Genomic DNA, 25,570 nt, shown 5'->3' with positions numbered 1-25,570 from the left:
TGAATATCAGGCACCCATGACGTGGGCGCCGTGCGTCAGCACATAGACCGCATAGAGCGACTGGCTTGCCGTCATGAACAGGCGGTTGCCCTTCGAGCCTCCGAAGCACAGGTTCGAGCAGATTTCCGGAAGACGGATCTGCCCGATCCGATCGCCGTTCGGTGCAAAGATGTGTACGCCGTCGTAACCATCGCCAACCCATCCGGCACTTGACCAGATATTGCCGTCCTCGTCGCAATCGATGCCGTCGGCAAGCCCGGCCTTGTCGTCGAGCGTCATGTCGGTAAAGGTTCTCGGGTTTTTCAGTGTCTTGCCGTCGACGTCATAGGCCCAGATGATCTTTTCCGCTTCGGAATAGTGTGTCGCGCCGGTATCGGCGACGTAGAGAATGCTGAAGTCCGGCGAGAAGCACAGGCCGTTCGGCTTGTATGGCTCGTCGGCGACCTTGTCGACCTCGCCGGTCTGCGCATCGATGCGGTAGACCGCTTCCTTCCGATAGGGCTGCGGCGAGCCCGTATCGGCCTTGGTCCCCTCGTAATCGAGCAGGCTGCCGTAGCCGGGATCGCTGAACCAGATGGAGCCATCCTCACGATGGACCACCACATCGTTCGGGGCATTGAAGTCCTGCCCGTTCTCTGGGCCGGCGAGATTCGTGACACTGCCATCGTGCTCGTATCGAACGACCCGCCGTGTCTTGTGTTCGCAGGTGATCTGGCGGCCTTCCCAGTCGAAGGTGTTGCCGTTGCTGTTTCTCGAGGGATAGCGGAACTGGCGGGAAACGTGCTCGTCTTCCTCGAGCCAGCGCAGCTGTTCGTCGCCTGGAATGTCGCTCCAGACGAGATAGCGGCCAACACCGTTCCAGGCGGGTCCCTCAGCCCAGAGCGTACCGGTGTGAAGCCTGACGATCGGCGTATTGCCGATCTTGGCGGTGAACCTTGGATCGAGCTTGACGACGTCTGGCTCAGGATAGCGTATCGGCTCAGCATCGGGACCGAAATTCCGGGCAAGCGCGTGTGGCGCCATCGCCGTCGTGGCGGCAATGGCTCCTGCTGCCTTCATCAGGTTACGGCGAGACACCGAAGGCGCTGAACTTTCCGTCTCGTGCGATGAGGGTGCAAGGTCCAGGAATTTGTGTGCTTGTACTCTGCGCATGGCGCTTCCTCCCCTGTGGGTGTCGTCTGGATATAAATCCGCGAGTCTCCCATCCTGCCCAGTTTGCCTGGGCTTGCTGTGCGAGGCGTAGCCACCCTCTAGGTAGGAGCAGGTGACAAGGGTATGGGGAATGCCTCGCTCGTCGGGGATGACGAATTCTCTGAAACTGCTCATCCTTCATTATCATCGGCAATGCCGTCAAGTATGGCTGCGTTCCGTGCAGTGGAGTTGCAGCTGACCTCTGCATTTGCCGTGCTTTAATCTGTTGGGATGCGGAAAATCGTACGCGAGTACAGTTTCTGATTATCAGAGTGCTACACGTCTATTCGCCTGCGGCTGGTGCGTGGGGCCGCATCTTCAGTTTCAGCTCGACGATCTTGCGCAGGCTGAGGCCGGTGATCTCGGCGATTTCGGTCAGCGGCAGCGCGGTTTCCCGGATCAGTGCACAGGCGAAGTCCTTGCGTGGCCGCTGACGGTGGCTGCGCCGGTGATTGCCGCTGCGCCAGAGCCGCTCGACGCGGCGCTGCTCCTCCTCGGCCTCCTGTTCCCGCTGGATCTCCTCGCGTCGCTTCTGGCGCATGCGGCTGGCGGCCGCGTCGTAGGCATAGGCGGCATAGGTGCGCCACATCCAGGCCTGGTTGGCACGACGCTTCCTGGCCTCGGCCTCGCGATCCTCGTGGACACGCTGTTCAACGGCGTCGTCCTCGTAGCTGTCCTGTCGACAGGCCCGGGCGGCTTCCTCGAGATCCATGCCGAGTGAGGACGCCAGGCGCTTCGCGGCTTCCAGTGCGGCCGAGCGTTCGCCCGCGAAGGGGCTCTCGGCCGCCAGGGTCAGCAGCTTGCGGAATCGTGCGCGTTTGTCGGCGGTGAATGCGTCGTTCATTATGCCTTCAATTTAACCCGAAAGACCCCGTATGCCGCAACAGGCGCCGTGCTCCGGAAGGCGGCATGACGGGGCAGAAGTATTGAGCCTGCGGCCCGAGCGTGGCAGCGTGATTTCCCGTGCAACAGAACAATCGAAGGATACACACCCATGCGTCTTGAGAACAAAGTCGCTCTCGTAACCGGTGCGGCCGCCGGCATCGGACTCGCCTGCGCCAAGAGCTTGGCGAAGGAGGGGGCGAAGGTGGTCATGGCCGACGTGGCGACGGAACGCGGCGAGGCCGCGGCCGAAGCGGTTCGTGGCGAGGGCGGCGAGGCCCTTTTTGTCACCTGCGACGTCGGCGAGAAGGCCGAGGTCGATGCCCTGGTGGCGCGCAGCGTGGAAGCCTTCGGAAAGCTTGATATCGCGATTGCCAATGCCGGAATCGTGCATGCCTGTGACTTCCTGGAACTGGAAGAGGAGGACTGGGACCGCGTCCTGCGGGTGAACCTGAAGGGCGTCTTCCTGACCGGCCAGGCAGCGGCCCGACAGATGGTTGACCAGGGTACGGGTGGCACCATCATCAACATGTCCTCGGTCAACGGCGTCATGGCGATCCCCACCATTACCCCCTACGTGGTGTCCAAGGGCGGCGTGAACCAGTTGACCAAGGTCATGGCACTGTCCCTGGCCGACAAGAACATCCGGGTCAATGCCATCGGTCCAGGGTCGATCCACACCGAGGTCTTCGAGTCCGTCGCCAACGATCCGGCCAAGATGGAGGGCATCCTGTCGCGCACGCCCATGGGCCGTGTGGGCGACCCCTCCGAGATCGGCTCGGTCGCGGTCTTCCTGGCCAGCGATGACTCCAGCTACATGACCGGTCAGACGATCTATCCCGATGGCGGGCGCCTGGCTCTCAACTACACGGTCCCGACCAAGAAGTGATCTGTCGGACAGCCGGTCCAATGCGAAAGGGCGGCCCCGTGGCCGCCCTTTCTTGGTCCTGACGAGAGGAACCGCCTTATTCGGGCAGTTTGAAGATGCTGAGATCCGGACGGCTGGGATCCTCGCTCTCCGAGGTTTCCGGCTTGTTTTCCGCCTCGAAGGGGGCCGCGGCCTTGGGAACGTTCTTGCCGCTGCGTTCAGCCTCCTTCTTGGCCTTCTCGATCGCGGCGTTCAGTTCCGACTGGGTAGAGAGACCAAGCAGAACGGGATCCTTCGGTCGGATGTTGGAAGCGTTCCAGTGACTGCGGTCCCGAATGGACTGAATCGTGGCCTTGGTGGTGCCGATCAGCTTGACGATCTGGCTGTCCTTCAACTCGGGATGGTTGCGCAGCAGCCAGGCGATGGCATCCGGTTTGTCCTGGCGCTTGGCCACGGGCGTGTAGCGCGGGCCCTTGGAGCGCTTGGATGGCTTGGGCAGGTCCTGTACCAGCATGCGCAGGCGCCGGTTGGAGTCCTGCTGGGCCAGTTCGATTTCTTCCTTGGTCAGCTGGCTGTTGGCCACGGGGTCCAGGCCCTGGATGCCGGATGCGACCTCGCCGTCGGCAATTCCCTGGATTTCCAGCTTGTGAAGACCGCAGAAATCGGCAATCTGCTCGAAGGTCAGGCTGGTGTTCTCGATCAGCCAGACCGCCGTGGCCTTGGGCATAAGGGGCTGTTGCTGCATAAAAACTCTCCTCCGACAACGAAGCTGGTTCTCTCCGTCGCCGCATCGCCCGGAAGGCGACGTTCGCAAGGTGTCAGGAAACTTCTATTCACGCTATATAGAACGCCCGATCCCATGGTAAAAGCCCTAAAACACACCTGAGAGTGCAGTTCGTCAACTTTCTCCCTGCACGTTGAGCATGAGCTTGCCGATATGCGTGCTGGATTCCATCAGGGCATGGGCTTCGCTGGCCTCCGCCAGGGGGAAGGCGCGATGTATGATCGGCCGGATCCGTCCCTGTTCCAGCAGCGGCCACACCCGGCTCTGCAGGGATGCGGCAATGGCCGCCTTGAAGGTTACGTCGCGGGCGCGTAGCGTCGAGCCCGTGATCGACAGGCGCTTCATCATGACCTTGGCGAAGTTCACCTCTGCCTTCGGGCCGCCCAGGAAGGCGATGAAGACCAGCTTGCCCTCGGGCTTCAGGCAGTCGACGTTGCGCTGGACGTAGCTGCCGCCCACCATGTCGAGCACGAGGTCCACTCCCTCCTTGCCGGTTTCCGCCTTGATGACGTCGACGAAGTCCTCGCTTCGGTAATTGATGGCGCGCTTGGCCCCCAGTTCCTCGCAGAAGCGGCATTTCTCCTCGCTGCCAGCCGTCACGTAGACCTCGGCGCCGAACGCCGAGACCATCTGGATGGCCGTGGTGCCGATGCCGGAGGATCCGCCGTGAACCAGGATCTTCTGGCCGGGCTGAAGTCCGCCCCGATCGAAGACATTGGACCAGACCGTGAAGAAGGTTTCCGGCAGCGCCGCCGCTTCCAGCAGGGACAGGTTCTCGGGCACCGGCAGGCACTGGGCCGCCGGCGCTACGCAATATTCCGCATAACCGCCACCGGTCACCAGTGCGCAGACCTTGTCGCCCGTACGGAAGGATTCCACGCCCTCACCGCAGCTCACGATGCGCCCGGCAACCTCGAGGCCCGGCAGGTCGGATGCGCCTGGGGGCGGATCGTAGGCGCCCTGCCTTTGCATGACGTCGGGGCGGTTGACGCCAGCCGCCGCAACCTCGATCAGAACTTCACCCTGTCCAACGGCGGGGACGGCGCGGTGAACGGGCTTTAATACCTCCGGTCCGCCGGGTTCGGAAATCTCGATCGCGGTCATCTCAGAGGGAATTTGGCTCTGGGTGGAGTTGGTCATCTGGCTGCTGCCTCCCTGCTCGCGGCTTTCTCCTCCATTGAAGAAGAGCACGGTTCTGTGTTGGAATACGATCAGGCTTCGAGGTGGTGGCCTACGGCTTGGAGATGAAGGATGGAGATAGATCCTGAAGAAGATGTGCGGGTCAAAAGCCTGTCGGTTGGACGCGATCTGGACTTGATGGGCATTGTCGAGCTCAAGGATTACCTGTCGGAACTTGAAGCAGAGATGGAGCGTGTCAAGGAGAAGATCTCCACCAAGGGAGAACACCTGAACGCGGCTGCCGAGCTTTTCAAGACCTGACACCCGCCGGTCTGCGACGAGCCTTCATGAACAGCAGCCAGCCCAGCGGACCTGCCAGCATGACCAGGACCAGCCAGCCGAGGCGCGGGCTGAAGGGGCAGCGGACGTTCGTTTGAGCGCGCCAGCTCCCGCCACGCGGTGAAAGCGCGACATGCAGCAGCGGCAGCAGCCAGCCGAACGTCAGGATCATCCAGGCAATCAGGCTTTCCATAACCCCGACAGAATGACCTTTTCCTTCGGCCTTGACCAGAGGGGGTGACAAGGCTGTTCTGTATGCCGGGTTTCACACAGGACCAAGAGGAAAGGAGAACTGCGTGGTTAAGGGGAAAACGGTGCTGGTGACCGGCTCTACAAGCGGAATCGGACGGGGCATCGCCGAGGCCTTCGCCATGGAAGGCGCCAATATCGTGCTCAACGGCTTCGGCGATTCCGAGGAGATCGACCAGCTGAAACAGGATCTCGCCGCGCGCCATGGCATGAAGGTTGGCTACGAGGGGGCCGACCTGATGGATACGGCGGCGATCGAGGAGATGATGCGCAACATCGAGGCCGATTTCGGCGGTGTCGATATCCTGGTGAACAATGCCGGTATCCAGCATGTGGATTCCCTGGAAGACTTTCCCGCCGACAAGTGGGATGCCGTGATTTCTCTCAATCTTTCCTCGGTCTTCCATACCACGCGCCTGGCGCTGCCCTATATGCGGACCCAGGGCTGGGGGCGAATCATCAACATCGCCTCGGCCCACGGGTTAGTCGCCTCAGAGAAGAAGTCGGCCTATGTTGCCGCGAAGCATGGCGTCGTGGGCCTGACCAAGGTCACCGCCCTGGAAACAGCGAACAGCGGAATCACCTGCAACGCTATCTGTCCGGGATGGGTCCTGACCCCGCTGGTCCAGAAGCAGGTGGATGCCATCGCCGAGAACCAGGGTGTGGAGCTGGAGGAGGCGAAGAAGATCCTGCTGTCCGAGAAAATGCCGCTGCATCAGTTCGTCACCGTCGAACAGCTGGGGGCCATGGCGCTTTTCCTCTGCTCGCCGGCCGCGGACACCATGACGGGGACGCCTGTGACCATGGATGGTGGCTGGACGGCCCGCTAAACCCGGGCACTGCCTGGGGGCGGCGGCATCCTTCAGAAGTGGATCTCCATGCGCAGGCCGCGGGAGTCTGTTTCCGCTGAGTCGCTCGGGACATGATGTCCCTGCTGATGGACCGACCAGCTTGCGGCCAGGGCACAGGCTGCGGCATCGAGGAAGTCGTCGGGGGATGCCCGGTTTCGCGCTACGGAGGGAATTGCGCGCTCCACCTGTTCCAGGCCCGCCCTGGCCAGAAGGTGCAGGCGGTGCCGCCGTCCCTCGGCTGTCTTCTTGTTGGCGAGCCTGTGCCAATCATTCAGTCGGTGGAAGACCAGTTCGGGGTGGGCTTCCAGAACCCGGGCCTGCCGGGCCGGCGTGATAAAGGCATCCAGCTCGCACAGACGCGGATGCAGGTTCCAGGCCTGTTTGCTGAGGCCTTGGCCGTCCTCACGCGCCATGCGATTGGCCGCCTCGTAGTCGGGACACTCCAGCAGGGGGCGTCTCAGGTCCATGAAGATCCGGCTTCGCGTGCGTGGGGGCAGAAGAGCGCGCGCCTCAAGGTCACAACGACGCCGGCCGCTGTCCGGCAGGCCAATGGGCATGTCCACGGCAATACAGGCTATTCGCTCCAGACTGTCCTTGGGCCAGCGTTCCAGAAGTTCAAAGCCCGGAGTTCGCCGGGACGCATTCAGGGAGCAGAGAATCCAGCCTGCACGGCAGCCGTCGAATCCTCCATAAATGATATCTTGTGTCCCCAATTTGTGTTAACCTTATTTTAGTATTGTTGCTGCAGGATAGCTTGTATCAGCGGAACACGAGCATTTGTATTTCCGCTTTGTATCCTTCGATTGCGAGTCTCCCTGTGCAACTTGCCGCCGATACTCTCGGCGGCATTTTCTTTGTCGGCGCTCAGGGGGCGACAAGGAGGTGGTCTTGCGACGCCCTTGTTGCCCATGCGCCGGACTATCCTGCGCCCTGTAATTCTCTTCAGTAAATAGAATGCAATCTTAAGGCTTGATTCTTTGCCTCGGATGTCTTTAGGCTTCGTTCCTAGGCAAGTTGCACAGGGCAAGGCTTGTAAAAGAAGGGGGCCGCACTTCCCAAGGGGGAGCTGCGGCCCTCAAAACTTTCAGAGCCTTGCCGCCTGCCTTGTGAAGGCCTTCGGGGGGCCACCATGGAATACCTCGTCGACAACACATCCGTACATGCGCTTTCCCAGGATCCGCCTGGTGGGGCGGAGCCTGTGCTTGTTTTCCTGCATGGGGCAGGCATGAGCCATGGTGCATGGTCCCCCCTTCTATCCGCCTTCACCGAAACGCCGGCCATTCTGGCGCCGGACCTGCCCGGGCATGGCCGCTCGGGCGGTCCGCTTCTGCCGGACATAGCGGCGATGGCGCAGTGGCTTGAGAAATTGCTTGAGGAGGCGGGCGTGATGCAGGCCTGTCTCGTGGGCCATTCCATGGGGGCACTGGTCGCCCTGGAAACTGCGGCGCGCTGTCCGGATCGCGTGCACAGTCTGGCTCTGCTGGGGGTGGCCGAGACGATGCCAGTTCATCCCAAGCTTCTGGTGGCCGCCAAGGAAGGCAATCCTCAGGCTGTGGAGATGATTGTCGGATGGGGCCATGCATCTCCAGCCGACCCGGGTGCAGAGGCGGCCACGGCCGTGCAGCGGACGCGGCAGCTGCTGAGCGAGTCGGTACCAGCCGTTCTCTACAATGATCTCGCCGCCTGCAACGACTATCGGCAGGCCGCGGAGACAGCCGTCCGCATCGACTGTCCCGTGCTGCTGGTCCTGGGCAGTGAGGACCGCATGACACCGGCCAAGGCGGGACGCAAGCTGCTGGACCACCTGCGAAACGCACAGGCCTGCCAGATCACCGGTGCGGGACATATGCTCATGCTGGAGCAACCTCGGGAAACGGCGCGGGCATTGGAGTACGGCCTGCCGGACTGCTTCGGTGGCTTAGCGCCGGAAACCACTTGATCGCGGATCGAGCGCATCCTGGAGACCGTCGCCCAGGAAGTTGAAGGCGATCACCGTCAGGAAGATGAACAGCCCCGGCCAGATCGCCAGCATGGGCGCTTCCCAGATCAGTTCCTGGGCCCCCGTCAGCATGTTGCCCCAGCTGGGCAGCGGCGGCTGGATGCCCAGGCCCAGGAAGGACAGCGCCGATTCCAGCAGGATGATGTTGCCGATGGACAGGGTGGTGGCCACCACGATGGGCGAGAAGACGTTGGGCAGGATATGACGCAGCATGACGCGCCAGGGTCCCGCCCCCAGGGCTTCGGCCGCGATGATGAATTCACGGCGCTTGAGACTGAGCGTGGCGCCGCGGACCAGGCGGGCCACGGTGGTCCAGCCGAACAGGGCGATGAGCGCGACGATGCGATAGAAGCTCAGCAATGTGGACTCGGCGACATCCTGCGGCACCCCCAGCTTGGTGGGATCGATCGCCGCCATGATGATGAGCAGCGGCAATAGGGGCAGGGCAATCACGGTGTCGGTCAGGCGCATGAGCACGGCATCGAAGCGCCCGCCGAAATAGCCGGCCACGATGCCCAGGCAGGTGCCGATCACGGCAGAACAGAGTGCCGCCAGCAGACCGACCGCGAGCGAGATGCGCCCGCCGTAGAGCAGTCGGATCAGCGTGTCGCGGCCCAGTTCGTCGGTGCCCAGTGGATGCTCGGGTGATGGCGGTGCGTAGCGGGCCATCAGGTTCACCTGCTCCATCTCGGCCCCCAGCCAGATCTCGAACAGAGGGGCGGCCGTGCAGGCAGCAGCAAAGATGACAAGCAGGATCAGGGAGAGGACAGCCGGCTTGTGCCACAGGAAGCGTCGCCAATAGGTTATCGTTCCGTCCCTATTGCCCTGAGGCTGTCCCTGGTTGGCAGAGAGGACTGTCTGCTGGCTCATTCGTATTCGATCCTCGGATCCAGCCAGCCGTAGACAAGGTCGGCCAGGATGTTGGCGAGCAGAACCGTTGCGGTGGCCAGCAGCAGGCCGACCAGCGCCAGGTTGTAGTCGTTGCCCATGACGGCGTCATAGATCGTCTTGCCCATGCCCAGCCAGCCGAAGATGGTCTCGGTGATCAGCGCGCCGCCGAACAGCGTGCCCATGTCCAGGGCCAGAATGGTCACCACCGGAATCATGGCGTTGCGCAGCACATGCCCGTAGAGGATGCGATTTTCGCTGAGTCCCTTGGCACGGGCGGTGCGCACGTAGTCCTGGCGCATGCTCTCGCGTACGGCTGCACGAACATGACGCAGCAGCGTGCCGATGCTGGTGATGCTGAGCGCCATTACCGGCAAGACCATGTGCCGGGCTGTTTCCACGAAGCCGCCGTCGCCGGTGCCGCCGGCAGGAAACCAGCCCAGATGGACCGCGAACAGCAGGATCAGAAGGATGGCCATCCAGAAGGAGGGGAGGGAAAGTCCGGCAAAGGCCAGCAGGTTGATCGTGATATCCGCCAGGCTGCCGGGCTTGCGCGCCGCCAGAAGGCCGGCGGGCAGGGCGATGATGAAGGCGACCAGCAGGGCCGCGAACATGAGCAACAGGGTGTTGCCAAGACGTGGCAGCAGGACTTCGGTTACGGGCACGGCGAACAGCCGCGAATAGCCGAGATCTCCGGACAGGGCTGAGGTCAGCCAGTTCCAGTAACGCTCGTGAAACGGCTGGTCGAGGCCGTATAGCGCCTTCAGGCGCTGGGCATCCGCAGCCGTCAGGTTCGGATCGGCGGAGATCATCAGGTCGACCGGGTCCCCGGGCATGAGCGCGATCAGCCCGTAGATCACGAAGGACATGACGAACAGGACGAACAGGGATTCAAGCAGGCGCCGGGTGAGATAGGCGCCCATCTAGACCTCGTTCTTCCCGCCGCGTGTCCGGCTGCTCATGCCTTCAGGATCCCTCGCGGTGCCAGTCCTCGACCCATAGGGTCGAGGTGCCCATGTGCCCGGTGGGCTGAACCCCCTCGAGCCATTCCGGCAGGATGAAACTGTTGGCACGCCAGAACAGAGGCAGGGCGGGCAGTTCCTTGGCATAGAGGGTTTGCAGTTCGCCCCACAGTTCGCGGCGTTTCTCGCGGTCGAGCTCGACCTCGATCCGGTCGATCAGGCTGTCCATGCGTTCGTTGGAGAAGCCGGTGAAGTTCTGTCCCACCCATCCGTTCTCTTCGCTGGGAATCTCCTCGGAGTGCAGGGTCGTGCGCGGCACGCTTTCCGGACTGGAAATCCAGGCGAAGAGTGCCATGGCACTGAATTCGCGCCGGTTCAGAGTCTCCCCGAAGAGCACGCGCGGCGGCTGGTTGCGGATGGCCAGCTCCACACCGATCTCCTGCCACTGGCTCTGCAGGACCTGCTGGATCAGTTCGCGCGTGCGGTTGCCGGCCGTGGTCATGATCTCGAAACGCAGGGGCTTGCCCTCGGCATTGTGGCGGACCCCCTGGCGCATCTCCGTCCAGCCGGCCTCCTCGAGCAGGGCGACGGCCTTCTCGGGATCGTAGGCATAGCGTGGTACGTCCTCCTCGAACACCCAGTCCAACGGGCTGACGGAGGTCAGGGCCACCGGCTGTTCGCCATGGAACAGCTGCTCTGAGATGGCCTTGCGATCGAGGCCGTAGAGCAGGGCGCGCCGCACGCGACGGTCGGCCAGGATGGGGTTGTCCAGATTGAGGTCGATGTGCTCGTAGATCAGCCCCGGCTTGTGAATGACATCGTAGCTGTCGCCGTGCCGATCCTCGAAGGCCAGTGCCTGGTCGATGCTGAGCCCCAGCTCACCGGATATCATGTCGATTGACCCCGACAGCAGGTTGGCTTCCAGCGCCGTGGTATTCTCGAAGATGCGGACGACGATCCGGTCGAAATGGGGATCCTTTCCGGACCAGTGCTCGTTCTTCACAAGCGTGATGCGCGCGCCTGGCTCCAGATCGCTGACACGGTAAGGCCCCAGGGAGAGCCCGGGATTCGTGGGGTTGCTGTCGAAGGCCGTGCGATTGCGATACTGCGCCGGGTTCTCCTCGAAGATCGGGCGTTCGATATGGGCGGGCAGCAGGCGGTAGTCGGCAAACGCGTTATAGGCGAAGGTCACCCGGTCCAGGTGGAAAGTGAAGGTTCTTTCGTCGTGGACGGTGATGTCCTCGATGCGGCGATAGAGTTCGGCGTTGCTGATACCGGACTCCGGGTGGCTGCCCACGTCCCAGGTGAAGACGACATCCTCGCTGGTGACCGGCGTCCCGTCGCCCCATTCGAGGCCCTCCTTCAGCTGGAAGGTGACTTTCAGGCCGTCCCGGCCCTCGTCGCGCGAAACCCGTTCGGCGCCGCCGTTCTCGAGGGTCGGTACCTCCGTACACAGGAAACAGGTGACCTGCCAGTCCTGATCGTAGTGCGAGAGCGGCCGCGAGGTCATGCCGTTGACGTAGCTCTTGGCCAGCATGCTGTCGATGTTGGGATTGAGTGTCGAGGGATACTGCGTGATGCCGATGGTCAGGGTCTCGGCGCCGGCGGCGCGGGCGGAAAGCGCGAAGGCTGCCAGCAACACAACGAGGGTCAACTTCATGAAAGAACGCATTTTCTCTCCTTTTCTCGCAGCCACGAGACTAACGCAGCTTGCAAGCAGGCGCGAGGGAGGAGGTTGTCCGGCCGGAAAGATTTCCCCGGCGCGAAGCCGCCAGCGGACAAGCCGCGCGGCGGCAGGCGTTGACAACCACGAGGGCCGCGATGACGCTGTTCCCACCATAACTCGAGGTATTTCGGGGGAGCCTCACGCTGGCAGGCACAGGCTCTGGACGACTCTCGTTCTTTCCATTTCAGGGGATGGTTCCATGAATCTCTATTCGATGCTTCAGCGCCGCCAGTCGGAAGGCCGACCGATTCGCGTCGGCCTGATCGGGGCGGGCAAGTTCGGCTCCATGTTCCTGGCCCAGGCGCGGGTCATTCCGGGGATGCAGATTCTCGGCATCGCCGATCTCTCCCCGGATCGTGCGCGCTCGGCGCTGGCCAGCACGGGCTGGGATGTGGAGGCCGTGGTCACCTCGAGCTTCGAGGAGGCGCGGGACAGCGGACGGACCTGCATCACCGACGATGGCGAGGCGCTGATCCGTGCGGATGGCCTGGACGTGGTCATCGATGCCACGGGCCATCCCACGGCGGGCCTGCAGCATGCCCTGCTGGCTGCCGAGCAGGGCCGGCACATGGTGATGGTGAACGTCGAGGCCGACGTGTTGGCCGGACCCTATCTGGCCGCGCAGTTCCGCAAGGCAGACCTGGTCTATTCCATGGCCTACGGCGACCAGCCGGCGCTGATCTGTGAGATGATCGACTGGGCGCGCACCTGCGGCTTCCGCGTGGTGGCGGCCGGCAAGGGCACCAAGTATCTCCCAGGCTATCATGCCTCCACGCCTGATACGGTGTGGGAGCATTATGGCCTGTCGCCGGAAGAGGCGGAAAAGGGTGGCATGAACCCGCAGATGTTCAATTCCTTCCTGGACGGGACGAAGTCGGGCATCGAGATGGCCGCCGTCTCCAACGCCGCTGGCCTGACGGCGCCGAAAGACGGCCTGTTGTTCCCGCCGGTGGGCGTCCACGACCTGCCGAAGGTGCTGAAGCCGCGCGATCACGGCGGTGTGCTCGAACAGGCGGGGATGGTCGAGGTGGTGTCCAGCGAGGAACGGGACGGCCGCCATGTCTTCGGTGACCTGCGCTGGGGTGTCTATGTGACCTTCGAGGCGATGGACGACGCAGGAATCGGTGCGGACTATGTGCGCCGCTGTTTCCGCGAGTACCAGGTGGTCACGGATCCGTCCGGCCGATATGCCACGCTGTTCCGCCCCACCCACCTGATCGGGCTGGAACTGCCCGTCAGTGTCGCCAACGCCGCCCTGCGCGGCGAGCCAACCGGCACCTCAGAGGCGTTCAACTCGGACGTCGTGGCCGTGGCCAAGCGCGCGCTCACCGCCGGTGAGGTGCTGGACGGAGAGGGCGGCTACACCGTCTGGGGCCGCCTGATGCGGGCCAGCGATTCGCTCTCCAGGGGCGGCTTGCCCATCGGGCTGGCGCATGGCGTGACTCTCAAGCGTGCGGTTGCCGAGGGTGAAATTGTTGTCTGGCAGGACGTCGAGGTCCCGGATGGAGATGCGGTAAATGTCCGCCGCGACATGGAAGAGATGTTTGGCAAGCGGCTGGAGACGGCGGTCTAGAAGCGCCTATCCAGCCTTCTCAACGCTTACCGCTCAGATCGCAGATGGCCCGGACGAAAGCATCCGGGGCCTCCTGGGGCAGGTTGTGGCCGGTACCGGGGATGATGCGGCGTTCATAACTGCCCGTGAAATGCGATGCGTGGCGATCCAACTCAGCGGGCGGGTCGACACCGTCGTCGGCCCCTTCGAGGACAATGGCAGGTACGGTGATGGCGGGCTGGTCGGCCAACTGAGCTTCAAGGCTCTGCAGAGCTGGATCACTGGGAACCAGCCCATAACGGTGCCGATAGGAGTGGATCACCACCTCGACGAAGTCCAGATTGTCGAAGGCGGCGGCGCTGCGTTCGAAGGTTTCCGCGTCGAAGCGCCAGGTCGGCGACCAGAGCTCCCAGAGCAGGTGCGTCAGGGCCCGGCGGTTCTGTTCCAGGCCGGCACGGCCGCGTTCGGAGTGTAAATAGTACTGGTACCAGAAGCGCCGTTCCTGTTCCGGCGCGGCCGGCATCCCCGCGTTGGCAATGTCCTGGATGTTGTATCCGTCCCCGCAACTGATCAGCCCCCGGGCGCGTTCCGGCCAGAGAGCGGCCACGACGCAGGCGGCCCGGCCGCCCCAGTCGTAACCGGCCAGGATGGCCCGCGGGATGTCGAGTGCGTCCAGGAGTGCCCGCAGGTCGTTTCCCAGCGCGGCCTGCTGGCCCGAGCGGGGCGTGTCTGCAGACAGGAAGCGTGTCGGCCCATAGCCGCGCAGGTAGGGAACAATACAGCGGATGCCTTTTTCGGCGAGGCGGGGAACCACCTCGTCGTAGGCATGAACATCGTAGGGAAAACCGTGCAGCAGGACAGCCGGAAAGCCGTCCCGTGGCCCCTGGTCCAGGTAAGCGACTTCGAGATCCCCGGCCACGATCCGCTTCATCGGTCTGCCTTCATGCCAGGTTTGCTGCGAAGTACCTCCCAGCGCTCGAGGCTTTCGGGCGGCCAGTGCTGGCTGCGGCGATAGTACTGGGGCATGGCGGGAACGTCATCGGGCAGAGGCAGCCAGGGCTGCTTGGACTCTGTGAAGATATGGATATCGGGCGGGAAGCGGTCGGGGTCGTCCAGGGTGCCGACACGCAGGAATGCAACCTTGTCGCCGGCGCCGGCATAATGGCTCCAGAGCGCGACGTGACAGTTCGGACAGCGGATGACCTTCTGGCCCTTGCCGCTTTCCGAGGGCGTATCAATGAGCAGCGGGCCACCTTGCAGGAGCTCCACGCGCTCGCTCTCGATCATGGCGTTGATGGCCAGCGCGCTGCCGGTTTCCCGCTGACACCAGCGACAATGGCAGCCGTGCACGAACAGGGGCGGGCCTGCCATGCGATAGCGCACTGCGCCGCAGGCACAGCCACCCTCGAGGTTCTCTGGATTTTCCGCTTGGCTCATATCCCGTTATCCCCCGATCATTGTCCTGACCCATGGAAGGACCAGAGTACTCCGCTGTGCCGGCCTTTGGCCAGCCATGGCCATTCCACAAGTCTCAGGCCACGCGCGTCAGCAGGACCTTGATGCCGGCCGAGGCGAAGGCCAGCGCGAAGAAGGCCTCGAACCAGCGGCGCAGGCGCAGGTAGCCACGGACCACCGGCGGAATCGAGAACAGCAAGGCATAGCCGTGGAAGACCAGGAAGCTCTGGAGCCCGATTGCGGCGATCACCAGGATCAGGTCCTGCAGCGTGGCGCCGGAGGGAATGGCGATGGAGTAGAGCGAGCCGAAGAACAGGGCGGCCTTCGGATTGGTCAGATGGATGGCCAGGCCTTTGCCATAGGCACGGCCGAGGGAGGTCGAGGGCAGTGTGTTCGTCTGAGGCTCACGGGCCGTCATCGCCTTGCGCCCCGCGATGGCAGCCAGGTAGACAAGATAGCTCGCACCGAGATAGCGCAGGATTTCCAATGCCCAGGCATTGGTCAGCATGATCGCGCCCAGCCCGAATGCGGCACTGACGGACCACAGCAACGAGCCGGTCATGACGCCCGAGGCCAGCGCCAGGCCGAACCTGCGCCCGCAGGTCATGGAGGTGCTGGCGATGGCCAGGGTCGTTGGGCCGGGACTGAGTGAGGCGATCAGGGCTGTGCCCAGGATCAGTGTCAGCTGGATGCTCTCGGACATGGGCCTGTTCAAAATGAGCGATGTGGACTCCGGCCGGGGCGAGTCACGCCTCCTCGCGTGCGCTTGACCAGCCGTCGGGGTCGTTCAGGAAGGACTCCACTTCGCGGATGCCGGCCTCATCCAGGTACTTGCGCTCGGCGGCTACCTGCAGCGCCTCGTGCCAGGTGCAGAGTGCGTGCAACTCCACGCCCTGTGCCCTCAGTTGGGCGATGCCTTCCGGGAAGATGCCGTAGTGGAAGATGACGAAGGTGTGCGCCACCTTGGCTCCGGCCTCGCGCAGGGCCTCGACGAAGCTCAGCTTCGAACCGCCGTCGGTAGCCAGGTCCTCGACCAGCAGGACGCGCGCGCCCTCGGGGAAGGTCCCCTCAATGCGGGCGTCGCGGCCGAAGCCCTTGGCCTTCTTGCGAACGTAGACCATGGGCAAGCCGAGGCGCTCGGCGATCCAGGCGGCGAAGGGAATGCCGGCCGTTTCGCCCCCGGCCACGGCGTCGAAGGCCTCGACACCTGCCTCCAGCCTCAGGCGTTCCACCGCCAGGTCCATCAGGGCCGCGCGGGCCCGCGGAAACGAGATGATCTTGCGGCAGTCGATATAGACCGGGCTGCGCCGGCCCGAGGTGAAGGTAAAGGGCTCCTGCGGACGGAAGTGCACGGCCTCGATCTCCAGCAGGGTCGCGGCGGTCAGGCGGGCATGGTCTGTCAATTGGGTCATGGTCTTTCGGTCCCCTTGCATCGCTCCCGCTAGATATCCTGTTCGATGCGACAGGACAATCTCGGAGGCGAGGGAAAAGCGTGCATTTCCTTTCATCGGCAGCCAGACTGCCCATCTGTCGGACAGGACATTCTTGAAGAGAGCGCTCAAAGGCATGCTGACAGACCCATCCCCTGGGCGAAGCCTGGACGCCATCCGGCAACGTGGCCCGCTGGTTCACAACATCACGAATCTCGTGGCCATGGACCTGGCCGCCAACGCCCTACTGGCCATCGGGGCTTCGCCCGTGATGGCCCATGCGCAGGAGGAGGTGGAGGATTTCGTCTCCCTGGCCGGGGCGCTGGCGATCAACATCGGCACCTTCACGCCGGAGTGGCAGGACGCGGCCGTGAGCGCGGCGGTCCAGGCCCTGGGGAACGAGACCCCCTGGATACTGGATCCGGTGGGCTGCGGGGCCACCCGCTTTCGCATGGACAACGCCATGCGCCTGCTGAAGATCCGTCCTTCGCTGGTGCGCGGCAATGCTTCGGAGATTGCCGCCCTGGCCAACAACGCGCTTGGAACCGGCAAGGGTGTCGAGGCCACGATGTCCGTGGCGGATGTGGAAGCAGAGGCCAGCCGGCTGGCCAGCGAGACCGGCCTTGTCGTGGCGGTGACAGGCGAAGAGGATTTCGTCACGGACGGACAGCGCGCTCTGCGTGTCGCCGGCGGCCATACCCTGATGACACGGGTCACGGCGGTCGGGTGTGCGCTGACCGCCATAACCGCTGCCTTCATGGCGGTGGAAGAGGATGTCCTGGCTGCCACCGGTCACGCGCTGGCCTGCATGGCCGTGGCCGGTGAGACGGCCGGCAAGGCAGCCGATGCGCCAGGCTCCTTCCGGGTGGAATTGCTGAATGCACTCTATCGCATGCATCCCGGGGAATTGGACGAACGCGCGGCAATTCAGTGGCTGGAGGCAGACGCATGAAGCGACCCGATTTCGATCTGTCCGTCTATCTCGTCATGGGGCCCGACGATGTCAGGCATCACACCCTGGAAGAGATGCTTTCCCGTGCCCTGAAGGGCGGCGTTACCCTGGTGCAGTTGCGTGACAAGACGGCCGACAGGCAGCGGTTCGTGGAACTCGGCCGGGCCATGCAGACTCTCCTGAAACCGGCCGGCGTGCCGCTGATCGTCAACGACCGGGTGGAAGAGGCCATTGCCCTGGGTGCGGCCGGCGTGCATGTGGGCCAGGACGACATGTCAGCTCGACTGGTGCGTCAGTCCGTGGGGCCCGACCGGCTGGTCGGTCTGTCCAGCTCGCGACCCGAGGACGCGGCAGCTGCCGACCCTGGAATCGTGGACTACCTTGGTGCCGGTCCGGTTCATGCCACGACCAGCAAGGCGGATGCCAAGACCCCGATCGCGGCACAGGGAGTGGGGGCGATCTGCCGCGCTTCTAGCCTGCCGGTGGTGGCGATCGGTGGAGTCCGGGAGGGGGATGTCCCGGACCTTGTCGCTGCTGGAGTGGCCGGCGTGGCAGTGGTTTCGGCCATCTGTGCCGCGGAGGATCCCGAGGCGGCCGCCCGAGGCTTGCGCCGGGCCATGGAGCAAGCCCGAAAGCCGGCCTGAAACGCGCTGGGACGCAAGGGGGAGCGTCAACCGGGCTCGCAGGCCAGGTTCCCCACACGCTCGCGCGCAAGCGTGCGGAAGATGCTGCTGGAAATGATTCCCAGCAACAACCAGAACCCCGCTGAGGTGCTGAGCGAGGCAAGCAGGAACTGCTCGCTGAGCTCCGGCGGGATGCTGCTCTGCACGGCCGGGACGGCAGGAGCGCCGTAGACATGTGGCAGGGCCAGCAGGGCCAGGCCTATCGGTTTCAGCCAATGCGGTCGCAACAGCACCAGGGCCAACAGTCCCGCCGAGCTGCAAAGCGCCGTGGCCAGGAACCAGGACTGGCGCTCAAGCAGCGGAGCCTCCTCCACGCCCGGCAGGCGAGGTGGAACGCCGAGTGCAGGCAGCAGGCTCCAGGCCAGGAAGCCGCCGATACCCCAGAGCAGGCCATGCCAGGCCCGGGGGCGGCCCACCAGGCTCATGCCCGCGGCAATCACCAACCCGAATCCGATTCCGGTCATGCCGTTGGACAGCAGTGTCAGCAGGCTTTTTCCAAACACACCGGCCTGGTCCCGGTCCTGCAGGATATTGTCGTGCATGCTGAGCGTCTCGTTTGCGCCATGGCCAGCTTCGTAGACCTCGGCCTGATGCACCAGGGGCATCAGAGTGGCGAACTGCAGCACAGTGACGGCGAGTCCGGCTATAGAGCCTGCGACCAGCCCGGTAATGAGAATGCGGCTTAGCACAGGCGTTTCCTTCAATGGCGCATTTTACAGACTTTCAGGTTAACGCTCCGGGGTTGGCGGAATCAATCATTGCCGGCTGCGCGCACTTAAAGGACACAGTGGCGGAATGCAGCACCGGAGAGAAGAAATACGCTTTCGTTGGCGCTCTTGGGGTAAGCAGGCGAAAAGTGACACAAAAAAGCAGAATGTTTCATACGAAAACACCCGTGGCTTTCTTGTGTCACGCACGTGTCATTACTGAGCGGAATGAGTATAAGTGGCTGTTTTTATTTTCATGGCATCGGGGGCGTGTAGCAAAAGTACAAGCCTGCCTTGAAGATTGCCTTATTGCCGCCAAATGGAAAGGCGATACATGGGCAGGATTACATTTGATCCTTGCCATAGTACTGAAGGAAGGAGCTTGGAGAATGAAACAGATCGTTCTGGCCCTGACAGCGATTGCCGGTCTGACCCTGGCTGGGTGTTCCGGCATGTCCACCACGGAGCAGCGTACCCTGAGCGGGGGCGCGGCCGGTGCGGCCGGCGGCGCGGCTCTGGGCGCGATCACAGGCGGCAGCGCAACGACAGGAGCCCTTCTGGGCGGCGCGTTGGGTGCCGGTGGCGGTTATCTCTACGACCAATCCGAAGAAGACTGAGCCTGCCCCTATCAGTCTTTTCCGTGAACCGGGAAGCCATTGGCTTCCCGGTTTTTTTTATGTCGGAACCGGGCTCATGCCTGCTGTTGGCTGGGCGGAGGTGCCGGTTGTTTCGGCTGTTCCAGAGGCTCCGTGGAGGCGAAGCGTTTCTGCCAGAAGAAGAGTCCGATCCCCAGCGCGATACCGAAGATGTCGGTGTACGTACCGCCGGAAATCATAGAGATCGCGGCGATCAGCAGGGGGATCCGGACATAGATCCGAGCGTGGCCGAAGTACCAGGCCTGCACGGCCGAGGCCAACAGGAAGATGCCGACCAGGGCCGTGACCATGTTCTGGGTGATCTCCGGCCACTCGGCCTGTAGCAGCAGGCCCGGTGCATAGAAGAACATGTAGGGCACGATGAAGGCCGCCAGACCGAACTTGAAGGCCGTGACCGACGTTCGCATGGGATCGGAACCGGCGATCGCCGCTCCCGCATAGGCGGCCAGGGCTACAGGAGGTGTGATGGCCGAGATGACCGCGTAGTAGAAGACGAAGAAGTGGGCGGTCAGAGGATCGATACCCAAACGGATCAAGCCCGGCGCGATGACCGAGGCAGCAACGGCATAGGCGGCTGTCGTCGGCATTCCCATGCCCAGGATGATGGAGATCACCATGGCGAAGGCCAGTGCCAGCAGCTGGCTGGTATCTGCCAACTGGAGCAGCATCGAGGAAAAGCGCAGGCCGACACCGGTCAGGCCGATCACACCCACGATGATGCCGGCACAGGCACACACCGCGATCAGCTGGATGGCCATGCGCGAGGCCCGGTTGAGGGCCGAGATGATGCGCACCGGTCCCATCCTGTGCTGGGTCAGCCAGCTGACCACCACAGCGGCGATCAGCGACATGGTGCCCGCCCGGATGACGGAATACCCCGACAGCAGGGTATAGATCAGGATGATGATGGGGATGAAGAGGAAGACCTTCTTGAGAATCTCTTCCATCCGCGGCAGGGCCGAGGAGGGCAGGCCGCGCATGCCCAGCTTCTGCGCCTCGAAGTCGACCATCAGGAAGACGGCGGCAAAGTAGAGGATGGCCGGTATGATGGCCGACATCATCAGTTCCGTGTACTTGATGCCGGTGATCTCGGCCATGATGAAGGCGCCGGCCCCCATGATCGGCGGCATGATCTGTCCGCCGGTGGAGGCGGCCGCTTCGATCGATGCGGCGGACTGCGAGCGATAGCCGACCCGCTTCATCAGCGGGATGGTCAGCGACCCCGTGGCCACCACATTGCCGGCCGAGGTCCCGTTGATCATGCCCATCAGACCGCTGGAGAAGACCGCCACCTTGGCCGGACCGCCGCGCGTGCGACCGGCAACGGCGAAGGCGAAATTCACGAAGTACTCGCCCACCCGAGATTCCTGCAGGAAGGCGGCGAATATGATGAACAGGATAATGTAGGTCGAGGAGACGGCAACCGTCGGGCCCAGGATGCCGTTATCCGTGTAGATGTAGGTGAAGAAGCGCGCGGCGCGGTAGCCGCTGTGCTCGAGAATCCCGGGCAGATAGGGGCCCAGGAAGGAATAGGCGATAAAGACCAGCGCGATGACAACCAGCGGCATCCCCGCAACACGACGGGTCAGTTCCATGATCAGCAGGATGCCGGTCAGCGAGATCCAGAAATCCGGCGGGGTGGGCATGACGCCCGCGCGCGATTGCAGCGCCGCCAGGTTGATCAGCAGGTAGACGCAGACCAGGACACTGCAGATCGCCAGGATCACATCGTACCAGCCAAAGTACTGTGCCTGCGGCTTGAAGGCCCAGCTGCTGAGGATCGCGACAATGAAGGCGGCGAAGGTGCCGATGCTGGCGTATTCCCAGACCCAGGGCGGTGGTGCCATCTGGCCCTGGATCACGACAATGTGCGCGGCATAGAGAGAGAGCAGGGTTGCCCCCAGGATCAGAAGGCCGCCGACGATTCCCGGCAGGAGTTCCAGCTTGGAGGGTGACCAGCCGACGTTGCCGCCGGTTTCCGTATCCTGGAACTTGCGCGCGGCCATCAGGATGAACCCGATCACCAGTGCCCCGGCGACGTGCGTGATCCGGAAGGACCAGGTTTCCATGGGAAAGATGTTGAGTGTGATCAGATGGAAGGCGGCATAGGCCACGCAAGCTGTGAAAATGAACCACCCGCGCCAGCTTTTCGGGTCACGTTCATTGGCAACGACCACTTCATCGTCGATCTTCTCGACGTTCAGGGTTTCCGCGACGTCGGATTTCGAGGCGTCTTCCTTGTGCGTGTCGTTGTCTTCTCGGGCCATCGCTGCCGTTTCCGGTGAACAATCTTAATGGTAATGCGTGAGATTATAGTGTTTGCAGGCGGCAAGGAAAAAGCCAGCCGGAAGCCCGCGGGCTTCCGGCTGGTCGGGATCGGTTACTACTTCATTTCAGGCGGAATGAGATCCTCGTCGATCTCGTATCCCTTCTCCCGGAAGTACTGCACCGCGCCTGGGTGGAAGTACATGAAGCTGTTCTTGTCGTAATGTTTGGGCAGCGTTTCCTTGGCTGACTTGTGGACCTCCATCATGCGGTCGTTGTTGTCGAGCACGACCTTCATGATCTCGTAGCCGAGGCTCTTCGGGATTTCCTTGTTGGCAATCGCGAAATTCCACATGGCCACGGTGTCCTGGTCCTCCTGGATGGCATCATAGGTGTCACCGGGGACCGTGAACGGCGCCAGGGACGGGTTCTCGTCCAGCAGCGTCTGGATCTGTTCGTCGTTGAACGAGAAGATGTTCACATCCCGCTGAGCGGCAACCTCGCTGAAGGCCGCGATCGGGATTCCGGCGCCGAAGGCGAAGGCATCGATCAGGCCGTCCTGAAGCTGGCTGCCCAGGTCGCTGGCACCCCCGTACTGCGGCTCGATATCGATGCCCAGCTGTTCGAAGAAGCGCGGGAAGTAGGTGCCCGGCGTGCCGCCGCGCGGCCCAACACCAACCGTTGCGCCGTCCAAGTCATCGACGGAATCGATTCCCGAATCCGCAAGGGCAATGATCTGGAAGGGCGTCTGGTACATCGGGAACAGGGCCCGCACGTCACGCATTTCGACGCCCGGTGCGATTTCGTTCTCGCCGATCCAGGAATCGTAGCCCGGTCCCATGGTGGTCATGCCGAACTCAAGGTCGCCAGCATTGACCAGCGCCATGTTCTGGACCGGGCCGCCAGTGGCCTCGGAGGACGTCCGGATGTCCAGTTCTTCCTGCACGAGATCGGCCCAGCCGGCCCCGTAGATGAAGTAGGTGCCGCCCTGGCTGGCGGTTCCGACAGTTACGGAATCCGGCCAGTCACTTGTGTCCTGTGCAATGGCTCCGCTGGCCATGGCGCTGGCCATGACGAGAGCCGCGCTGGCGGTTCCCAGTTTTGTGAGATATGAAAATTTCATTCCTATGGTTCCTCCCTTTTCAAATCAGGGGTGTGGGGTACAACCGTAGCTGTACCGACTGTCAAGGAGGATCCGGTTGCAGGGGTCGGGAATGGGCTCGAATGGCATGCGCCTTCGAGTGTCCGTGGTGGCCGAGCCGGGTCGAATGTGGCAGGCCAGCCAGCGTTCCTCCCTGTTTGCAACCGGTCTTGCTGCCGGTAAGCTTTGGTACCCAGCTATGGCAAAAACATACAGTTGTGAGTGCAGAAAGCAAACTAAAGTTACTGTCGCTCGCCGACTGATACAGCTTTAGCGGGTATTTCCTGCTGGATGTCCGTGCAACGCTATATTCGAGCGATCTCGTTCCAGTGCATGTTTGCCGCCTTTTCGTGAAGCGGCATATAGGATATGCGGATAAAGGGGAAGTCATGGGGAGTCGTCAGAGATCGTGAGCAGCATTTCCGCCAATCCATCCATCAATCTTTCCGCGGATGTCGCGAAGGCACGCTATATCGTCCTGGGAAACGAGAAGGGGGGCTCGGGCAAGTCCACCACAGCCATGCACCTGGCCGTCGCATTGATGAATGCGGGCCGAAGCGTAGGCATCATCGACCTGGATGCGCGCCAGGGAACCCTCTCGCGCTATGTCGAGAACCGCACTGCGTTCGTGGAGTCCCAGGGTCTGTCTCTCCAGATGCCGAAGCTGGAGAAGGTGCTGGGCTCAACACTGGATAACGGGTCAGAGGCCCGGGCCGAGGAGGAGGAGCGCCTGAACGCCGCGGTTGCCCGGCTGGAGGATTGCGACTGCCTGATCATCGACACGCCCGGCAGTGATTCGCATCTCTCGCGCCTGGGTCATGTTCTGGCCGACATCCTGATCAGTCCACTCAATGACAGTTTCATCGATTTGGACCTGCTGGCTCGCCTCGATGCCGAGGGACGCAAGATCCTGGGCCCCAGCATCTACAGCCAGATGGTCTGGGAACAGCGTCAGAAGCGGGCGCGACAGGGCGGCCGCCCGGTGGACTGGATCGTCATGCGCAACCGCCTGTCGCACCTGGATGCCCGCAACAAGCAGCGCATTGGCCAACTGTTGGAGAAGCTCTCTCAGAGGATCGGCTTCCGCCTGGCGCCAGGCTTCGGTGAGCGCGTGATCTTCCGTGAACTCTTTCCCCAGGGGCTGACGCTTCTGGATCTGCGTGAGACCCACAGCAGTCTGACCATGAGTCACGTGGCCGCACGTCAGGAGGTTCGCGAGTTGCTGCGGACCATCGGCGTGACGCAGGAGAGTTGATGCCATGTTGATTTCCTGCCGGCCCGCGCTGATCTAGACTGGATGAAACATCGGGCTGCAGCACAGTGAGCAGGTATCATGGCGGGTAAGGGCGACGTTACGAAACCGGGAACGTCCGGTCAGTCATACAGCAACGAAGTCGACAGTTTCCTGCGCAAGGTCAGGGATCTGCCCGCAGGCACGGGCGGTGGCGGCCAGCGTGGTCGCCTGATCTTCTCGCTGGATGCCACGGCCAGTCGCCAGCCGAGCTGGGATCAGGCCATGGACCTGCAGGCCGAGATGTTCAGCCAGACCGGAAACCTGGGCGGTCTGGATGTACAGCTGGCCTATTATCGGGGATTCGGGGAATGCAAGGCCAGCCGTTGGCACTCCGATCCGAAGGCCTTGCTGAAGGCCATGACCGCCGTGCAGTGCCTGGCCGGTCGTACGCAGATCGGGCGGCTGCTGCAACATGCCCGTAGCGAGAATGCCAAGAAGAAGGTTTCCGCACTGGTTTTCATCGGGGACTGTGTCGAGGAGGATGTGGACGAACTGGGTCATCTGGCTGGCGAACTCAAGCTGGTTGGCGTGCCCTGCTTCATCTTCCAGGAAGGCCATGAACCGATGGCAACCCGAGCCTTCGACCAGATTGCCCGGCTGTCCGGTGGCGCGCACTGCCGCTTCGATGCCGGCTCGGCGCGACAGCTCAAGGACCTGCTGGGCGCGGTCGCCGTCTATGCCAGCGGGGGTCTGAAGGCATTGTCCGAGCGCTCGACGCGCGAAGGAGGTGCAGCAAAGCAGTTGCATGACCGTCTGCGCCTGAGCGATCACAGACGCGGCTCGTGATGCTGGGTGCCATCGTTCTGGCGGTCACCGTTCTGGTAGGGGGATACCTCCTTCTGCGCTGGTTTGTCACGGCACCACCAGGTCGCGTGAAGACGGCCCTGATCTGGACGGCCGCCCTGATCGGCGTGGGATTGCTGCTCTTCGCGCTCTGGGGCGGCATACGCCAGTTGATTGCACTGGCCTTGCCATTTCTCATGCCGATGCTGTTCCGCTTGCCCGGCCTGTTGCGTCGCCTGAAGCTGCCCGGCGGCGGCTCTGCACCGGGTCAGGTCTCCACCGTCGAAACACGCTTCCTGCGCATGACCCTGGATCACGATACCGGGGACATGGATGGGGTGGTGCGTGAAGGGCAATTTCGACCGCAACGCCTGTCCGAGATGACGCACGAACAGCTGCAGGCTCTCTGGGAAGAGGTGCGCAGCGCCGACGAGGAATCGACGGCCGTTCTGGAAAGCTACCTTGAGCGTGTGCTGGGAGAGGATTGGCGCAGCGGTGAGGGAGAGGAAGAAGCGTCCTGGGCCAACAGCGGCCGTGGCCGGGCGGGCCCGGAAAGCGGCGCAGAAATGTCACTGGAGGAAGCCTGGCGCATTCTCGAGCTGGATCCGGGTGCCGACGAGGCAGAGGTGCGGGCCGCCCATCGGCGATTAATGCAGAAATTTCATCCGGATGCGGAAGGCTCTACCTATCTGGCCAGCAAGATCAACCAGGCCAAGGAGGTTCTGCTGCGGCACCTGAAGCGCCGTGGTTGATCTTCTCGTGAAAAAGTTGTGAGTTGAAGAATGGGCATGCCG

Annotated in this window: 27 protein-coding genes; 11 read left to right on the top strand and 16 right to left on the bottom strand. The window is 62.9% G+C overall.

Features of this window, described 5'->3' with window-relative positions:
• Nucleotides 1-6 precede the first annotated feature (6 nt).
• Nucleotides 7-1,152, bottom strand: a complete 1,146-nt coding sequence (locus ACFOW6_RS16570) for an SMP-30/gluconolactonase/LRE family protein (RefSeq protein WP_382423541.1) — start codon at nt 1,150-1,152, stop codon at nt 7-9.
• A 322-nt stretch (nt 1,153-1,474) separates the two neighbouring features.
• Nucleotides 1,475-2,035 (bottom strand): hypothetical protein, encoded by a 561-nt coding sequence (locus ACFOW6_RS16565; protein WP_382423540.1) that lies wholly within the window; start codon nt 2,033-2,035, stop codon nt 1,475-1,477.
• Between the two features lie 150 nt (nt 2,036-2,185).
• Between ACFOW6_RS16565 and ACFOW6_RS16560 the strand changes: the two genes are divergently transcribed.
• Nucleotides 2,186-2,962 (top strand): SDR family NAD(P)-dependent oxidoreductase, encoded by a 777-nt coding sequence (locus tag ACFOW6_RS16560; RefSeq protein WP_382423539.1) that lies wholly within the window; start codon nt 2,186-2,188, stop codon nt 2,960-2,962.
• Between the two features lie 76 nt (nt 2,963-3,038).
• On the opposite strand, the gene ACFOW6_RS16555 is transcribed toward ACFOW6_RS16560, so the two are convergent.
• Nucleotides 3,039-3,686: a DUF1013 domain-containing protein gene (locus ACFOW6_RS16555; protein ID WP_382423538.1), complete on the bottom strand. Its 648-nt coding sequence runs from the start codon at nt 3,684-3,686 to the stop codon at nt 3,039-3,041.
• Between the two features lie 153 nt (nt 3,687-3,839).
• On the bottom strand, nt 3,840-4,865 hold the full coding sequence (locus ACFOW6_RS16550; protein ID WP_382423537.1) for an NAD(P)H-quinone oxidoreductase: 1,026 nt from the start codon (nt 4,863-4,865) through the stop codon (nt 3,840-3,842).
• A 111-nt stretch (nt 4,866-4,976) separates the two neighbouring features.
• Between ACFOW6_RS16550 and ACFOW6_RS16545 the strand changes: the two genes are divergently transcribed.
• On the top strand, nt 4,977-5,165 hold the full coding sequence (locus ACFOW6_RS16545) for a DUF1192 domain-containing protein (RefSeq protein WP_382423536.1): 189 nt from the start codon (nt 4,977-4,979) through the stop codon (nt 5,163-5,165).
• On the opposite strand, the gene ACFOW6_RS16540 is transcribed toward ACFOW6_RS16545, so the two are convergent.
• Nucleotides 5,155-5,427, bottom strand: coding sequence for a hypothetical protein (locus tag ACFOW6_RS16540; RefSeq protein ID WP_382423535.1), 273 nt, complete (start codon nt 5,425-5,427; stop codon nt 5,155-5,157). The two genes, ACFOW6_RS16545 and ACFOW6_RS16540, sit on opposite strands and share 11 nt — an antisense overlap.
• A 52-nt stretch (nt 5,428-5,479) precedes the next feature.
• On the opposite strand from ACFOW6_RS16540, the gene ACFOW6_RS16535 reads away from it, so the two are divergent.
• Nucleotides 5,480-6,262, top strand: coding sequence for a 3-hydroxybutyrate dehydrogenase (locus tag ACFOW6_RS16535; RefSeq protein ID WP_382423534.1), 783 nt, complete (start codon nt 5,480-5,482; stop codon nt 6,260-6,262).
• 32 nt (nt 6,263-6,294) lie between these two features.
• Here ACFOW6_RS16535 and ACFOW6_RS16530 read toward each other — a convergent pair whose 3' ends face one another.
• Entirely contained in the window at nt 6,295-6,996 is a 702-nt protein-coding gene (locus ACFOW6_RS16530; RefSeq protein ID WP_382423533.1) for a DUF429 domain-containing protein, read from the bottom strand.
• Between the two features lie 416 nt (nt 6,997-7,412).
• On the opposite strand from ACFOW6_RS16530, the gene ACFOW6_RS16525 reads away from it, so the two are divergent.
• A complete protein-coding gene (locus ACFOW6_RS16525) occupies nt 7,413-8,222 on the top strand; it encodes an alpha/beta fold hydrolase (protein WP_382423532.1) in 810 nt (269 codons plus the stop codon).
• On the opposite strand, the gene ACFOW6_RS16520 is transcribed toward ACFOW6_RS16525, so the two are convergent.
• The 3 genes from ACFOW6_RS16520 to ACFOW6_RS16510 are packed head-to-tail and all read right to left on the bottom strand — an operon-like array spanning nt 8,202 to nt 11,804.
• Nucleotides 8,202-9,152 (bottom strand): ABC transporter permease, encoded by a 951-nt coding sequence (locus ACFOW6_RS16520; RefSeq protein WP_382423531.1) that lies wholly within the window; start codon nt 9,150-9,152, stop codon nt 8,202-8,204. The genes ACFOW6_RS16525 and ACFOW6_RS16520 overlap by 21 nt on opposite strands.
• A complete protein-coding gene (locus ACFOW6_RS16515; protein WP_382423530.1) occupies nt 9,149-10,093 on the bottom strand; it encodes an ABC transporter permease in 945 nt (314 codons plus the stop codon). Before ACFOW6_RS16515 ends, ACFOW6_RS16520 begins: the two co-directional genes overlap by 4 nt.
• Nucleotides 10,094-10,136: 43 nt before the next feature.
• Nucleotides 10,137-11,804, bottom strand: a complete 1,668-nt coding sequence (locus tag ACFOW6_RS16510; RefSeq protein WP_382423529.1) for a peptide ABC transporter substrate-binding protein — start codon at nt 11,802-11,804, stop codon at nt 10,137-10,139.
• A gap of 253 nt (nt 11,805-12,057) precedes the next feature.
• Here ACFOW6_RS16510 and ACFOW6_RS16505 point away from each other — a divergent pair, with 253 nt between their 5' ends.
• Nucleotides 12,058-13,431 (top strand): NAD(P)H-dependent oxidoreductase, encoded by a 1,374-nt coding sequence (locus tag ACFOW6_RS16505; RefSeq protein WP_382423528.1) that lies wholly within the window; start codon nt 12,058-12,060, stop codon nt 13,429-13,431.
• A gap of 19 nt (nt 13,432-13,450) precedes the next feature.
• On the opposite strand, the gene ACFOW6_RS16500 is transcribed toward ACFOW6_RS16505, so the two are convergent.
• The 4 genes from ACFOW6_RS16500 to ACFOW6_RS16485 form a co-directional block, all read right to left on the bottom strand.
• The gene (locus tag ACFOW6_RS16500) at nt 13,451-14,341 is read right to left on the bottom strand and encodes an alpha/beta fold hydrolase (protein WP_382423527.1); all 891 of its coding nucleotides are present in this window, start codon (nt 14,339-14,341) and stop codon (nt 13,451-13,453) included.
• On the bottom strand, nt 14,338-14,847 hold the full coding sequence (locus tag ACFOW6_RS16495; RefSeq protein WP_382423526.1) for a GFA family protein: 510 nt from the start codon (nt 14,845-14,847) through the stop codon (nt 14,338-14,340). The genes ACFOW6_RS16500 and ACFOW6_RS16495 overlap by 4 nt, the downstream gene beginning before the upstream one ends.
• 94 nt (nt 14,848-14,941) lie before the next feature.
• Nucleotides 14,942-15,568: a LysE family translocator gene (locus ACFOW6_RS16490; protein ID WP_382423525.1), complete on the bottom strand. Its 627-nt coding sequence runs from the start codon at nt 15,566-15,568 to the stop codon at nt 14,942-14,944.
• A 43-nt stretch (nt 15,569-15,611) separates the two neighbouring features.
• Nucleotides 15,612-16,277, bottom strand: coding sequence for an orotate phosphoribosyltransferase (locus tag ACFOW6_RS16485; protein ID WP_382423524.1), 666 nt, complete (start codon nt 16,275-16,277; stop codon nt 15,612-15,614).
• Between the two features lie 154 nt (nt 16,278-16,431).
• Between ACFOW6_RS16485 and thiM the strand changes: the two genes are divergently transcribed.
• Together thiM and thiE are read left to right on the top strand one after the other, a co-directional pair.
• Complete coding sequence (thiM, locus tag ACFOW6_RS16480; protein WP_382423523.1) at nt 16,432-17,247, top strand: hydroxyethylthiazole kinase; 816 nt, start codon at nt 16,432-16,434, stop codon at nt 17,245-17,247.
• Nucleotides 17,244-17,891: a thiamine phosphate synthase gene (gene thiE, locus ACFOW6_RS16475; RefSeq protein ID WP_382423522.1), complete on the top strand. Its 648-nt coding sequence runs from the start codon at nt 17,244-17,246 to the stop codon at nt 17,889-17,891. Before thiM ends, thiE begins: the two co-directional genes overlap by 4 nt.
• Nucleotides 17,892-17,917: 26 nt before the next feature.
• Here the strand turns inward: thiE and ACFOW6_RS16470 are convergent, their stop codons facing one another.
• Nucleotides 17,918-18,619, bottom strand: a complete 702-nt coding sequence (locus ACFOW6_RS16470; RefSeq protein WP_382423521.1) for a CbtA family protein — start codon at nt 18,617-18,619, stop codon at nt 17,918-17,920.
• A gap of 407 nt (nt 18,620-19,026) precedes the next feature.
• Here ACFOW6_RS16470 and ACFOW6_RS16465 point away from each other — a divergent pair, with 407 nt between their 5' ends.
• Nucleotides 19,027-19,254 (top strand): hypothetical protein, encoded by a 228-nt coding sequence (locus ACFOW6_RS16465; protein ID WP_382423520.1) that lies wholly within the window; start codon nt 19,027-19,029, stop codon nt 19,252-19,254.
• Nucleotides 19,255-19,328: 74 nt separating this feature from the next.
• Here ACFOW6_RS16465 and ACFOW6_RS16460 read toward each other — a convergent pair whose 3' ends face one another.
• Together ACFOW6_RS16460 and ACFOW6_RS16455 are read right to left on the bottom strand one after the other, a co-directional pair.
• Nucleotides 19,329-21,560 (bottom strand): TRAP transporter permease, encoded by a 2,232-nt coding sequence (locus tag ACFOW6_RS16460; RefSeq protein WP_382423519.1) that lies wholly within the window; start codon nt 21,558-21,560, stop codon nt 19,329-19,331.
• A gap of 116 nt (nt 21,561-21,676) precedes the next feature.
• Nucleotides 21,677-22,681: a TAXI family TRAP transporter solute-binding subunit gene (locus tag ACFOW6_RS16455; RefSeq protein ID WP_382423518.1), complete on the bottom strand. Its 1,005-nt coding sequence runs from the start codon at nt 22,679-22,681 to the stop codon at nt 21,677-21,679.
• Nucleotides 22,682-23,108: 427 nt separating this feature from the next.
• On the opposite strand from ACFOW6_RS16455, the gene ACFOW6_RS16450 reads away from it, so the two are divergent.
• The 3 genes from ACFOW6_RS16450 (at nt 23,109) to ACFOW6_RS16440 (ending at nt 25,528) form a co-directional block, all read left to right on the top strand.
• Nucleotides 23,109-23,954, top strand: coding sequence for a division plane positioning ATPase MipZ (locus ACFOW6_RS16450; RefSeq protein ID WP_382423517.1), 846 nt, complete (start codon nt 23,109-23,111; stop codon nt 23,952-23,954).
• Nucleotides 23,955-24,032: 78 nt separating this feature from the next.
• The gene (locus tag ACFOW6_RS16445) at nt 24,033-24,779 is read left to right on the top strand and encodes a VWA domain-containing protein (protein WP_382423516.1); all 747 of its coding nucleotides are present in this window, start codon (nt 24,033-24,035) and stop codon (nt 24,777-24,779) included.
• Nucleotides 24,779-25,528, top strand: a complete 750-nt coding sequence (locus ACFOW6_RS16440; RefSeq protein WP_382423730.1) for a DnaJ domain-containing protein — start codon at nt 24,779-24,781, stop codon at nt 25,526-25,528. The genes ACFOW6_RS16445 and ACFOW6_RS16440 overlap by 1 nt, the downstream gene beginning before the upstream one ends.
• Nucleotides 25,529-25,570 lie beyond the last annotated feature (42 nt).

This window comes from Fodinicurvata halophila, from assembly GCF_042651425.1.
Taxonomy (GTDB): Bacteria; Pseudomonadota; Alphaproteobacteria; order Kiloniellales; family DSM-21159; genus Fodinicurvata; species Fodinicurvata halophila.
This window is presented reverse-complemented; position numbering and strand designations above follow the sequence as displayed.